At 57.7% G+C, this 12,643-nt stretch carries 11 protein-coding genes and 1 tRNA gene; 8 read left to right on the top strand and 4 right to left on the bottom strand.

From position 1 onward, the window contains the following. Nucleotides 1–18 precede the first annotated feature (18 nt). Complete coding sequence (locus QUE89_RS06350) at nucleotides 19–945, top strand: histone deacetylase family protein (protein WP_286222371.1); 927 nt, start codon at nucleotides 19–21, stop codon at nucleotides 943–945. Here QUE89_RS06350 and QUE89_RS06345 read toward each other — a convergent pair. Next, a complete protein-coding gene (locus QUE89_RS06345) occupies nucleotides 942–1,865 on the bottom strand; it encodes a flagellar protein MotY (protein ID WP_286222370.1) in 924 nt (307 codons plus the stop codon). The genes QUE89_RS06350 and QUE89_RS06345 overlap by 4 nt on opposite strands. Nucleotides 1,866–2,030: 165 nt before the next feature. Between QUE89_RS06345 and pyrC the strand changes: the two genes are divergently transcribed. Both pyrC and rnt read left to right on the top strand, forming a co-directional pair. Beyond that, nucleotides 2,031–3,062 carry a dihydroorotase gene (pyrC, locus tag QUE89_RS06340; protein ID WP_286222368.1) on the top strand — a complete coding sequence of 344 codons (1,032 nt, stop codon included), beginning with the start codon at nucleotides 2,031–2,033 and terminating at the stop codon, nucleotides 3,060–3,062. A 44-nt stretch (nucleotides 3,063–3,106) separates the two neighbouring features. Next, nucleotides 3,107–3,760: a ribonuclease T gene (gene rnt / locus QUE89_RS06335; RefSeq protein ID WP_286222367.1), complete on the top strand. Its 654-nt coding sequence runs from the start codon at nucleotides 3,107–3,109 to the stop codon at nucleotides 3,758–3,760. Nucleotides 3,761–3,811: 51 nt separating this feature from the next. On the opposite strand, the gene QUE89_RS06330 is transcribed toward rnt, so the two are convergent. Beyond that, nucleotides 3,812–5,797: an SDR family oxidoreductase gene (locus QUE89_RS06330; protein ID WP_286222366.1), complete on the bottom strand. Its 1,986-nt coding sequence runs from the start codon at nucleotides 5,795–5,797 to the stop codon at nucleotides 3,812–3,814. Nucleotides 5,798–6,182: 385 nt separating this feature from the next. Here QUE89_RS06330 and QUE89_RS06325 point away from each other — a divergent pair, with 385 nt between their 5' ends. Both QUE89_RS06325 and QUE89_RS06320 read left to right on the top strand, forming a co-directional pair. Next, on the top strand, nucleotides 6,183–6,482 hold the full coding sequence (locus QUE89_RS06325; RefSeq protein WP_286222365.1) for a hypothetical protein: 300 nt from the start codon (nucleotides 6,183–6,185) through the stop codon (nucleotides 6,480–6,482). A 35-nt stretch (nucleotides 6,483–6,517) separates the two neighbouring features. After that, a complete protein-coding gene (locus QUE89_RS06320; protein WP_286222364.1) occupies nucleotides 6,518–9,370 on the top strand; it encodes an insulinase family protein in 2,853 nt (950 codons plus the stop codon). Nucleotide 9,371: 1 nt separating this feature from the next. Here QUE89_RS06320 and QUE89_RS06315 read toward each other — a convergent pair whose 3' ends face one another. Then, nucleotides 9,372–9,977, bottom strand: a complete 606-nt coding sequence (locus QUE89_RS06315; protein WP_286222363.1) for a TIGR04282 family arsenosugar biosynthesis glycosyltransferase — start codon at nucleotides 9,975–9,977, stop codon at nucleotides 9,372–9,374. 25 nt (nucleotides 9,978–10,002) lie between these two features. Then, a complete protein-coding gene (locus tag QUE89_RS06310) occupies nucleotides 10,003–10,704 on the bottom strand; it encodes a TIGR04283 family arsenosugar biosynthesis glycosyltransferase (RefSeq protein WP_286222362.1) in 702 nt (233 codons plus the stop codon). A gap of 86 nt (nucleotides 10,705–10,790) precedes the next feature. Between QUE89_RS06310 and QUE89_RS06305 the strand changes: the two genes are divergently transcribed. The 3 genes from QUE89_RS06305 (at nucleotide 10,791) to QUE89_RS06300 (ending at nucleotide 12,642) form a co-directional block, all read left to right on the top strand. Then, nucleotides 10,791–10,867, top strand: a tRNA-Arg gene (locus tag QUE89_RS06305). Between the two features lie 53 nt (nucleotides 10,868–10,920). After that, nucleotides 10,921–11,172 carry an integrase arm-type DNA-binding domain-containing protein gene (locus tag QUE89_RS17350; RefSeq protein WP_353506803.1) on the top strand — a complete coding sequence of 84 codons (252 nt, stop codon included), beginning with the start codon at nucleotides 10,921–10,923 and terminating at the stop codon, nucleotides 11,170–11,172. Between the two features lie 1,035 nt (nucleotides 11,173–12,207). Beyond that, nucleotides 12,208–12,642, top strand: a complete 435-nt coding sequence (locus QUE89_RS06300; RefSeq protein ID WP_286222829.1) for a DUF411 domain-containing protein — start codon at nucleotides 12,208–12,210, stop codon at nucleotides 12,640–12,642. The last annotated feature ends 1 nt before the right edge of the window (nucleotide 12,643 follow it).

Genomic DNA, 12,643 nt, shown 5'->3' with positions numbered 1-12,643 from the left:
CAGGGCGTTCAGACACGTATGACCACGGCATTTTTTTCCCACGACGACTGTTTGAAGCACAACATGGGCCCGGGACATCCGGAGTGCCCGGAGCGGATTTCAGCCATTCTCAGTTACCTTGCCGAAACCGGTCTGGATCAGAATCTGGACTGGGTCCGCCCGGAAGAAATCACCCGTGATCAATTACTGACCGTACATCCTGAACAGTATCTGCACCAACTCGACCTGATGCAGCCGACCCGTGGCCGGGTGTTTACCGATCCTGATACCGCAATGATGCCGGATACCTTGCGGGCCGCTCGTCTGTCAGCTGGCGCCAATGTGCAGGCCGTGGACATGGTTATGAGTGGCCAGGTAACGAATGCCTTTGTCTGTGCACGACCACCTGGGCACCACGCTGAACGGGCAAAATCGATGGGGTTCTGTTTCTACAACAACATCGCGTTGGCCGCGATGCGGGCCCTGACCTTCCACCAGCTGGAACGGGTGGCCATCATAGATTTCGATGTGCACCAGGGCAATGGCACGGTGGACATTGTCGGTGGCGATGAGCGCATTCTCATGTGCTCAAGCTTCCAGCACCCGTTCTACCCGCACTCCCACGTTCACAGACAGGCCAGCAACATCATCAACACCCCGATTGCCGCTGGCTGCGCTGCCATCGAATACCGCAAGACCATCGAGAATGCCTGGATGCAGAGACTGCGAGACTTTGATCCTCAACTGATCCTGATTTCAGCCGGCTTCGATGGCCACGCGCAGGATCCCCTGGCGGAACTGAATCTGGAAGTGGAAGACTATCGCTGGTTAACAGAAATGATTGTCGGCGTGGCCCGTGACCACGCCAATGACCGGGTCATTTCAACCCTGGAAGGTGGTTATCACCTCAAGGCCCTGGCTGAAAGCGTTGCGGCTCATGTACAGGTACTAAAGTCGGTCAATTAACCCGGACCATCCTCGGCTGAATCGCCGCCATAACCGTTGGCCTGCTGAAGCTCGGGGCGCTCGCCCTCACGCTGCAAGCGAATGTTGGTTCGGCGGTTGTCCGCCGGGCGCCGTGAAACCGGGTATTGGTCGCCATGGGCACGCACGGTAATCAAATCCTCGGACATACCTCGGGCTTTCAGATAGTCCGCCACCACATTGGCGCGCTTTTCAGACAGCGCCCGATTGTCAATCCGGCTGCCCAGGCGGTCACTGTGGCCATCAACGAAGACTCTCTCGACGCTGGGGTCAGCCAAAACAAAGGTGACTACGTTGTCCAGCAATGCCCGATCGCCGTCGGACAGACTGGAACTGCCACTGGCGAACGGAATGCGGGAACGGCGGATCTGGTCGTAATTCACCGGCAGCAGATTCGCGGTGCAGGCCCGGTAGTTCTGGAACTGCCCGGAGAAATTGACGTTAGATACGTGCACTCGCACCAGGCGGCCATCAAACCAGGATTCCCGGCTGACGGTGGGGCGCATACCTTGCAACAGGCCCTGGACTAGCACCATAGCCTGACGGGTATCCAGCAGCACCGGACGATTACTGTCCGACACCGTCACTTTGCCCATGGACCTGGGCGCAACACCTGGCCGCCAGGCCGGTGCTTCCACCACCAGAGTACCCCGGCCCGGTCGCATCAACGGGGATGACGATTCGAGGAAAAACGTCAGTTGCTCCCCTGCCCGGTGCCGGAAGACCGCCTTGCCGTATCCGGGAACTTCATGCACCAGGGCGCATTCAAAAACGGACTCCGACAGGTACCACTGACTGTTCTCGATACCGGCACCGTAGCTCGCGGCATCAACAGAGGCCGACACCCCAAGCGCCAAGGCGCCGAGCAGATTCGGAAATGATTTGGGAAAGCTGGATGCCATAACGGTTTACCGACGCTCTTGGGTATTTCAGCATATAGCCTGTTTAACGGCGCCCGTCGCACCGACTTTAGCGCCGGATACAAAAACAAACACTCGCCCCTTCTGCTATAATCCGCAAAATTTTCTCAGGGCCATGGCCCACTGACCGAATCGCGGAAACCGCCCATGACCGATCAGATCACCCTCACCCGGCCCGACGACTGGCACCTGCACGTTCGCGACGGCGACATTCTCGCCGACGTGGTGCCAGCCACCGCAGCCTGCTTCGGGCGAGCCATCATCATGCCGAACCTGGTACCGCCGGTCGTTACGGCGACTGACGCGACGGCCTATCAGGACCGAATCCTGGCGGCCGCCGAGGGCACCGACTTCCAACCGCTGATGACTCTGTATCTGACCGAGGGAACCACGCCAGAGACTATCCGAGAAGCCAAGGCTGCGGGTGTGGTGGCTGCAAAACTCTACCCGGCCGGTGCGACCACCAACTCGGCGTCGGGTGTGAAGGATATTCGCAACATCTACCCCGTACTGGATGCCATGGCCGAATGTGGCATGTTGCTGCTGGTTCACGGCGAGGTCACCGACGCAGACATCGACATTTTCGACCGTGAGAAGGTCTTCCTGGAGCGGGTTCTGGCCCCGACCATGGAAGCCTTTCCCAACCTGAAGGTGGTTCTGGAGCACATCACCACCGCGGATTCCGCGGAGTTTGTGCAACAACACAAGGGTGACAACCTGGCCGCAACCCTGACGCCCCAGCACCTGATGTACAACCGCAACCATATGCTGGTGGGCGGTATTCGGCCGCACCTGTACTGCCTGCCAATTCTGAAGCGTAACCGCCATCAACAGGCCCTGCGCGATGCCGTCGCCAGCGGTGACAAGCGTTTCTTCCTGGGGACCGATTCGGCGCCCCACTCCAAGGACCGCAAGGAAGCCGCCTGCGGTTGCGCCGGCTGTTACTCAGCCTACGGCGCACTGAGCCTGTACGCAGAGGTGTTCGATGAGCTTGGCATTCTGGACAAACTGGAAGCATTCGCCAGCTTCAACGGCGCAGACTTCTACGGTCTGCCGCGCAACAGCGACACCGTTACCCTGGTGCGCGAGCCCTGGACCATGCCGGACCAGCTACCGCTGGCCAACGGCCACATCGTGCCACTGAAGGCGGGTGAAACCGTTCACTGGCGCCTTGCGTAAAAAACCATCCTGACTTTTTATCACCTGGCACGACCGGAGTTTGAGTGACTGACGAAAACAAAGAACCGCATCCGCTGTCCCGCCGCTTTCGCGGCTTTTTACCCGTGGTTGTTGACGTGGAAACCGCAGGTTTCAACCCGGAACGGGATGCCCTCCTTGAAGTGGCCGCCGTGCTGCTGACCATGGACGAAAACGGCTACCTGGTGCGTGGCGAGACCCACGTACAACAAATCGATCCGTTTGAAGGCGCCAACCTGGAACAGTCGGCCCTCGATTTCACCGGCATTGATCCGTGGAATCCGGAGCGGGAAGCCGTCCCCGAACGGGAAGGCCTGAGCGAAATTTTCACGCCTATTCGGAAGGCAGTGAAAGCCTTTGACTGCAAGCGAGCGGTGCTGGTGGGCCACAATGCCACCTTCGACCATAATTTCGTCTTTGCCGCTGCCATGCGTTCGGACATCAAGCGCAATCCGTTCCACCCTTTCTCAACGTTCGACACCGCTACCCTGGCCGGTCTCGCCTATGGCCACACCGTTCTGGCCCAGGCCTGCAAGCTGGCCGGCATTCCGTTCAACAACAAGGAGGCGCACTCCGCCGCCTACGATGCCGAAAAAACCGCCGATCTGTTCTGCGGCATCGTCAACCGCTGGAAAGAGCTGGGTGGGTTTCCACCGCCACCGGTGGAAGAATCGGAGTAACAGTCATAAAAAACCCCGCCAAGGCGGGGTTTTTCATCACTGGGCGCTAGCTTACCAGTAGATGCCACGCATGATCGCCGCGAAGGCCACCTGCTCGGACGACACCTTCGGCTTCTGGCCAGACTTGCTGCCCGCCGCTGCCGGTGAATCCGGGAACATGCGGTAGCCGGTGTTCATCACGATCTCACCCATCTTCGGCGCCAGTGCATGCAGTACCTGGGCAAAGATACCCAGACGCGTTGCAATGCGCTTCGGACGGTAGACAATGGCTTCGGCAACCATGTCGGCTGCTTCGTCCGGAGTCAGAGTCGGCACAGAATCGTAGATCTTGGTCGGCGCGATCATCGGCGTCTTCACCAGCGGCATGTTGATGGTGGTGAAGGTGACGTTGCGATCTGACCACTCAGCTGCCGCACAGCGGCTGAACGCATCCAGGGCGGACTTGGACGCTACGTACGCGGAAAAACGCGGCGCGTTGGTCAGTACACCGATGGAAGAGATGTTGATCACGTGTCCGCGACGACGCTCCAGCATCTTCGGTGCGAAGCCCATGATCAGGCGCACGGAACCGAAGTAGTTCAGCTGCATAGTGCGCTCGAAATCGTGGAAACGGTCGAAGGCCAGATCCAGGGAACGGCGGATTGACCGGCCGGCGTTGTTAACCAGAACATCGACATGACCGTGGTTGTCCAGAACGGTCTGCACGAAACGGTCGGCGTCTTCCATCTCTGAGAAGTCACACTGGTAGGCGTGCACACTGGCGCCGCGGGATTCAAGGTCCTCAGCCACTTCTTTCAGGCGCTCCGGCTTGCGGGCACCGATAACCAGGATGGCACCTGCGTCCGCCAGCTTTTGCGCGGTGGCAAGGCCGATACCGGAGGTTGCGCCAGTCACAACACACACCCGCCCCTCAACGGTTCCGCGCAGAGTGCGATCTTTGAACAGGTCGGGATCCAGGTTGCGCTCCCAGTAATCCCAGATCACTGCGGAGTAATCGGTGAGCCGCGGCACTTCAATACCGGTATCCTTCAGCACCCGCTCAGTTTCACGGGCGTCGAAACGGGTTGGGTAGTTGATGAAGGACATGACGGAAGGCGGAATGCCCATGTCATCCAAGAGTGCGCTGGTCAGTCGCTTCACCGGCGGCAGGTTCTTCAGGCTCTGGCGGATGAACGGCGGGATGAATCCGAACATACGGGAGTCAATGCGCATACCCATCTTGGGCGCGTGACCCGCTTCCGAGAAGATGTTCAGGATTTCGCCAACCTTGTACGGGTCGGAATCCACCAGGTGGAAGCACTTACCGTCTTCACCGTCCAGATGGGCAATGTGGTCCATGGCGTTAACCACGAAGTCCACCGGTACAATATTCAGTCTGCCGCCCTCGATACCAATAGTGGGAACCCACTGCGGTAGCGCGTGACGAATTTTCTGGATCATCTTGAAGAAGTAATAGGGACCATCAACCTTGTCCATTTCACCGGTCTTGGAATGGCCAATGACCATGCCCGGACGGTAGATACGGAACGGAACCTTACACTCCTCGCGCACCAGCTTTTCAGATTCATGCTTGGTGAGCAGGTAGGGATGATCCAGCTTCTCCGCTTCTTCAAACATATCTTCGCGGAAGGTGCCCTTGAACATACCGGCGGCGGCAATGGAAGACACGTGATGGAAGTGCTTGGCACCCATGGCTTCAGCAGCATTCACTGCAGCGCGAGTGCCTTCAATGTTGGTCGCCTGCTGGGCTTCTTCGTCGGCACCCATGTCATACACGGCAGCCAGGTGGAAGAAATGATCGATGTTACCTTCCAGCGCTTTCATGGCCTTGGCATCGATGCCAAGGTTCTTGCTAGTGAGATCGCCAATAACGGCCTTCACCTGCGACTCGTCTGCACCCCAGCGCTCTCTCAGCTGGTCAAGCTTGCCGAGCGACTGCTCGCGCACGAGTACGTGAACCGTGCCCCCACGTGCCAACAGTTTTTCAACGAGAAAACGGCCAATGAATCCGGTGCCACCGGTCAGGAAATAGTTCATCAATTCTCCACCCTGGTTGTTGCCTATTTATTGTCTATCCATGCCGGTACCCTCTTAGACTTTAGTCGTAAGAATTGCCGGGAATGACGGCATTGTACTTAATTGCAACCTTCATGTATCGAACTTTTTTAGAGCATTTGCTCTGTAACTTGTTGTTTTTATTAGAGCCATTACTCTAACTTTAGACAGGGAGCCGCTCGGGGCGCCTGTCTGTCGAGCCGACACAACGGTTCTGAGATTAGCACATCAAGCGATCACTGCACGCCCTTGCGCTCGATTACCGGAAAGCAATGAAACACCCCGCCAGCAATGACATAATCGGGAACTTATTGCGCCGCCTGGCGTCATCAACACAAGCTCCAATCAAGCACTTGCGGAAACCATCATGAACAAAGACGATCCCAACGCCGAACGTTACATCACCATTGCCCGCGCCTGCCTCAAGGCCATTAATGATACCGCCGAACATTCCGGCAGCCGCGAAGAAAAGATTCAAGCGGTGTACCAAGCCATCGATTCCGCATTCCAGGCTGAATTCTCTGAGTACCGGCAATCTGTTGCCATCATGGCCACCGTATTAGAACGTATCGCTTCCGGCCAGCTTAATGCCGATAGCGCCGCAGACCTGGCCCGGAAAACTCTTGATCAGCAGCCGGAAACTACCCGCAACGCTCTGATGCACTGAGCAAGTCTGAACTCGCAATCAAAGAACGAGGCCTTATGAGCACTGGCACCCTCCGTACCACCATCGCGCGCCCACGTTTCGCCGGCAGCCTGGCTTTGATCGCCCTGCTCTTCAGCAGTGCGTTGGCCCTTGCCGCCGAATCGCCCACCAAGAGCCCAGGCGACGATAATGACTATCGCATCCTTGAGCTGGATAACGGCCTGCGCGCAGTGTTGGTCTCGGATGAGGACGCCGACAAGGCGGCTGCTTCGTTGAATGTTGCCGTCGGTAGCGGCGACGACCCAGCGGATCGTGAGGGACTTGCCCATTTCCTCGAGCACATGCTGTTTTTGGGTACTGAAAAGTATCCGGAGCCCGGCGAATACCAGCAGTTCATCAAGAGCCACGGCGGCAGTCACAACGCGTTCACCGCCTTCCAGGACACCAACTACTTCTTTGATGTTGAGGCCCAGTTTCTGGAGCCTGCGCTGGACCGGTTTGCCGAGCAGTTTGCGGCCCCTTTGTTTACCGCGGAACTGGTAGACCGTGAGCGCAATGCTGTGCATTCAGAGTTCAGCTCCAAACAAAAGGAAGATGGTCGGCGCTTTTACTCGGTCAAAAAGGCGGCCAGCAACCCCGAGCACGCCTTTAACCAGTTTGCAGTGGGCAACCTCAGTACGCTGGAGAATACCGAGGACAACCCGCTGCGGCCCGATCTGATTCAGTTCTGGAAAGACAGCTACTCCGCCAATCTGATGACCTTGGCAGTGTATGGCCCGCAACCGCTGGATAAGCTAGAGCAGATGGTACGCAGTCGCTTCGATGCCATTGAAAACCGCCAGCTCACGCAGAAACCACACCCGGCTGCCTTTTACCTCCCTGAAGCACTGCCAGCTAAAGTCACTGCTGATGCCATCAAGGATGTGCGAAGCCTGACTCTGTCGTTCCCCATTCCGTCCCAGGAAGCGAATTACCGCACCAAACCGGCAAGCTACATCGCCAACCTGTTGGGCCACGAAGGCCCGGGCAGTCTGTTCGATGTACTCAAGCGCGCGGGACTGGTGGAAAGCCTGTCCGCCGGACTGGGCATGGATACCGGCGAGAGTGCCACGCTGGAAATCAGCATGACGCTGACACCGGAAGGATTGCGCCGCGATGACAACATCCTTCCGCTGATGTTCGAGTACATCGCCCAGGTTCGAGCCAACGGCATCAGCGAACAGCGCTTCCGGGAAATGCAACAACTCGCCCGGATCGATTTCCGGTTCCGGGAACAAAGCGACCCCATCCATGAGGTCATGTCCCTGTCCCGGCAGCTGCAACACTACCCGACCAAAGACGTTCTCAGTGCGCCCTGGTTGCTGGAGCGCTATGCTCCCGAGCAATATTCGGCCATTCTTGATCGCCTCACCCCAGAGAACCTGATGGTGTTTGTGCTGGCCCCGGAACCGGCCCTTGAGAGCCCGCAGCAGACCGCCTGGTACGGCGCCGAATGGCAAAAGCAGGCCCTTGAGCCAGAGCGCCTGCTACGCAACGCACTGCCAAAACTGGCAACCCAGCTTCGCCTGCCCCAGCCAAACCCCTTTGTGCCTGAAGAACTCGGCATGGTGCCCGGCCCAAGCATGAACCAGCCAACTCAGCTGGCCAGTCGCGACGGCCTGGAAATCTGGTTTGCCCGGGATACCCGGTTCAATACGCCCAAGGCCAACGTTTTCCTGAGCCTGAGAACCCCGGCGGCGCGGGTGTCGGCCCGCAGCACCGTGCTGACGCAATTGCTGGTGGATGCGGTGAACACCAACCTGAACGCCTGGGCCTACTCGGCGCGTCTCGCCGGCCTGGACTACAGTGTGTACCCGCACCTGCGCGGCGTGACCGTGCGTGTCGGCGGTTACAGCGACAAGCTCCACACCCTGATGAACCGCATTCTTATGCAAGTGGCAGAGCCGACGCTGACCCGTCAACGGTTTGATATTGCCCGCCAGAATCTGGTGGACAGCCTGGAGAACAAAGCCAAAAATCGCCCGGTGGAACAAACCTCCGAGTTCATCCAGACCGCACTTATCGAAGGTGCCTGGAGCACCGAGGACAAATTGGCCGCGGCCCGGGAAGTCACTCTGGACGAACTGAAGTCGTTCTCAAAGGCATTGCTGGCCGAGGTGGACCCGGTGATGCTGGCCCACGGCAACCTCACCCACGCCTACGCGCTCAACCTGGCGCAGCAGGTTCGGGCGGTCGTGCTTGATGACAGCGCCATAGCCACCGTCGACCGGAGCCGGGTACGTCAGCTTCCGGCACAGGAAACCCAGGTGACCCTGGACGTTGAACATCCGGACACCGGCTACACCCTTTACACTCAAGGCGACAATACCGGCTTTAAGGAGCGCGCGCGTTTCCGGCTGCTGGCGCAAATCATCAGCAGCCCGTTCTACGAAGAACTGCGCACCAACCGGCAGCTTGGGTACATCGTCTACGCTACGCCTTTCGAGATACTGGAAACCCCGGCTCTTGGTTTTGTAGTGCAGTCTCCAGGCGCCAGCCCGGCGCAGATTGATCAGGCCGTGCGGGAGTTTTCCGAAGGGTTTGAAGCGACTATCTCTGGCCTGGACGAAGCCAGCCTAAAGCGCGAAAAGCAGGCGGTGATCAGCAAATTACTGGAACGCGACCGCAAGCTCGGAGACATTTCCAGCCGTTACTGGCGCGAAATCGACCGCAACGCCGCCGGCTTTGACTCCCGAGAAAAACTGGCCAACGCCATTGCATCCGTAACCAAAGCGGAACTAGTGGAGACGTTCAAGCAGGCAATTATTGAACGGCAGCGCGCCTTGCAGGTGGTCACGGGCCAAGAGAAAACCAATGCCGATGGCAGCCTGAGCCGATTGATGGCCCTGCCACCGGTGCCAGCCGGCTGAACTAGGCCTCAATCAGGCGCTGAAAGCGAGCCCAGTCTTCGGGCTCGTCCACATCCCAGCGGGGCTCCAGCAAACTGACGCAGAGCCCCAGCTGTTCAAGCCGGGCCTGGGTTTGCGCCAGAACCCGCTCACTTCCCCAGTCAATGTCATCCAGCATACCCGGCACCACGCGGCTGGCGCCGATCAGGACGTAGCCGCCGTCATCAGACGGACCGAGCACCACATCAAATTCATTCAGCTTATCCAGCGCCTGACGCACGTATTGTGGATCCACCGAGGGGCAATCGCTGCCAATCACCACGGCCCGGGAGTGCTGCTCCAGAGAAGAGGTCAGCGCAGCCAGCATCCGGTCGCCGAGCGTCCCACCTTGCTGGATTTTCTGCTCCAGGCCAGCGCATTCCAGGTTATGCACGATAGAATCGGCCTCCAAAGGAACCCGTTCAAGTTCGCGATCCCACCAGAATTGCACCGGATAACCGGTGGCACAGAGGTTGTCGAGAACCGCCAGAGTCAGGGTGACGTGAGCGCGAAGAGCACCACCGGCACCGAGCGCCGGCATCAAACGTGTCTTTACCCGGCCCTCTTCCGGCCATTTAGCGAATTGCATTAACACTGCTTTCGAGCAGTTGGTATCAGGCATTGCGGACATCCGAGCGGTAGGCCTGGGCCAGGGATTCCGGCGACTCGCCGCGCCAATAGCGCCAGCGTAACCGCCACATCAGAAAAATCGTACGCCACGGCCCCAATTTTTCCCAGCGCCGGCTGTCGGTGATCACGGGCGAACGAACACAAAACGGACGGGAGGCCAGACGCAGGCGCCGGGAAAACTCGACGTCTTCCATCAGCGGCAGCAACTGAAAACCACCCAGAGCTTCAAACACATCACGGCGAACGAACATAGCCTGATCGCCGGTGCAGATTCCCGTCAACCGGGACCGGGTGTTCATGAACCAGGCTATCACACGAAACAGAGGCCGCTGCGCGCTCAAGCGCACATCGAACCGACCCCAGGCACGGCGGGTCGCCATAAAGTTCTGTAAACGCGGGAGAGCATCGGAAGGAAGCCGGGTATCGGCATGCAGGAAGAGCAACAAATTGCCACGGGCGACCGTTGCACCGGCGTTCATTTGGGCGGCACGGCCCTTTTCCGCATCGACAACCCGATCGCACAGTGGCCGTGCGAGCGCAGCAGTGCCATCGTCACTGCCAGCATCCACCACAATGATTTCGTGGCCGGCACGTCTCAGCGGCGCCAGCGCTTTGAGGGTACTTTCAATGCCGGTTGCTTCGTTCCACACCGGCATCACCACACTTAGGAAAAACTGATCAGGCAACGTTCACTCCGGGATACCTAGGAATCTGGGCTACACCTTGAGCCGCCCGCTTCAGACCGCTATCATACCGCCCTTCCTGAGAAATTGCCCCCGTAGCTCATCTGGATAGAGCGTCCCCCTCCTAAGGGGAAGGTAGCAGGTTCGAGTCCTGCCGGGGGTACCAGTTACCCTTCCATCAAGACCCTCCACATCCAATCGTTTTAAAACGATTTCTACCTGAAATCCAGTCCGTCCTTAGTCCATCTATATCTATGCTCAGCCACAACCTTTTGGGTACACCCAGACGTTTCACTGAAATTCGCCCGAAATCGACAGTCCGAGGCACGAGCGTTAATCGCTGACGGCGTAGACCCCGATGAGTTCAAAAAGCAGGAGAAAGCCGCTGAGCAAGAGAAAAGCGATACCTTCAAGATAGTGGCTGAGAACTGGCTGAAGCTGAAAAAAGCAAGCTCTCCGAAGGCACCCTGAGGATTGCACGCAGAAGACTGGTGACTTGGGCCTATCCGAGACCAGGCCATCTAACTATCGCGGGAGTGGGGATTGGTACTGAAGCGCCAGCCGTCGCGGCAGCATACCCACAATAGGCACCTGCATAAGCACCGACCACACCAGCCGTTTTCCTTCCGTAGTTGTTCTTGCCAATCCGCCGGGACATGCAGTTGAGGCATTAAATATTACCTCTGTGAATTGGGAAGAAAGGTAGCGTGAGTGCGTTAGTGACTTGGTTCTCAGAGGTGGTATCGGTATAACCTAGCCCAGTGCTTGACGTATGAGCAGCTCAAGGGTTTTATGATCACCTTTGGTATTTAATCCGGGTCGACCAATGCTCTTCCGAAACGTCACCACCGCATTGCTAAGTATTCTGCTTTTGCTCGGCACCGTACCATCGGGTCTAGCTGGGGTAGCAATGGGTGCCACTGATGCGATTGGCAGTGAGACTCATTGCCGTGGAATGGGTCAAGATTATTCGGCTGATTTGGAATCTGGCACCGCCAAGGTACCGACGAACTGCAGTGATCCTGAGAAGATGAACTGTTTGCGGATCGCAGCGCAATGCCCCTTAATACCGCTATATGCGCTAACAGGCGCAAGCTCCATTCCAAGTATTCGGCCCACCACAGGTTTTCGTGCCGCACCGATCAGTGCGGAATATCAGAGTCCTATCTCAGACGTTCTCACGCCCCCACCTGATTCTCGCTCCTGAACCACTGTTCCGCCGAGTCCGGGCTCCAAAGCTCGGCACAAGAATATCCGCTCGAACACAAAAGCAGTTCTGGCAATGGCTACACGGATCCGGATCTGCGCGTAAGGAGAATGACGATGAAAACCACTACGTTCAAAATGATCGGTGCAGGTGCTGTTCTTGCCGCCGCCATCGCTAGCGTTTCCGCTTTTGCCCACAAGCCTGAACAGCAAGGTATGGGCATGATGGGCGAACACATGGAGACCATGGGCGGCATGATGGGAATGATGTCCGGCATGTCCGCCGAGGATCGTTCCAAAATGCAAGCGGAACCCACTCTAGTAAACGGCGTATCGGGTAAAACCGATCATGCAATTACCGTTTACAAGAGCCCCAATTGTTCATGCTGTGCCGACTGGGCAGAGCACCTTGAGAGCAATGGATTCGAAGTGAACATTGAGAACACGAGCAACATCAACGAAATCAAAACCCAACATCAGATTCCACGGGACATGGCTTCTTGTCATACCGGCATTATCGACGGCGTGGTGATCGAGGGTCATGTTCCAGCGGACGACATCAAGGCCTACCTGAAATCACGTTCTCAACCATTCGGCGACAAAATACTCGGCCTCGCTGTCCCTGGCATGCCACATGGCACACCAGGCATGGAAACCGGCAGGCAGGATAACTATGACGTGATGGCATTTACCGCCGACGGCAAGGCTCAAAGCGTCAAACGATACGAGTTCTGAT

The organism is Marinobacter sp. LA51 (assembly GCF_030297175.1).
Classification (GTDB): Bacteria; Pseudomonadota; Gammaproteobacteria; order Pseudomonadales; family Oleiphilaceae; genus Marinobacter; species Marinobacter apostichopi.
Note: the sequence above shows the minus strand (reverse complement) of the source record. Positions and strands in the feature narration are given on the sequence as shown.

Bases quoted from the DNA above. Each gene is read 5' to 3' on its own strand.
- QUE89_RS06300 (WP_286222829.1), top strand. From the start codon at position 12,208: ATGCAAGCGGAACCCACTCTAGTAAACGGCGTATCGGGTAAAACCGAT.
- QUE89_RS06345 (WP_286222370.1), bottom strand. From the start codon at position 1,865: ATGGCATCCAGCTTTCCCAAATCATTTCCGAATCTGCTCGGCGCCTTG.
- QUE89_RS06350 (WP_286222371.1), top strand. From the start codon at position 19: ATGACCACGGCATTTTTTTCCCACGACGACTGTTTGAAGCACAACATG.
- QUE89_RS06330 (WP_286222366.1), bottom strand. From the start codon at position 5,797: ATGAACTATTTCCTGACCGGTGGCACCGGATTCATTGGCCGTTTTCTC.
- QUE89_RS06320 (WP_286222364.1), top strand. From the start codon at position 6,518: ATGAGCACTGGCACCCTCCGTACCACCATCGCGCGCCCACGTTTCGCC.
- QUE89_RS06325 (WP_286222365.1), top strand. From the start codon at position 6,183: ATGAACAAAGACGATCCCAACGCCGAACGTTACATCACCATTGCCCGC.
- pyrC (WP_286222368.1), top strand. From the start codon at position 2,031: ATGACCGATCAGATCACCCTCACCCGGCCCGACGACTGGCACCTGCAC.
- QUE89_RS06315 (WP_286222363.1), bottom strand. From the start codon at position 9,977: ATGCAATTCGCTAAATGGCCGGAAGAGGGCCGGGTAAAGACACGTTTG.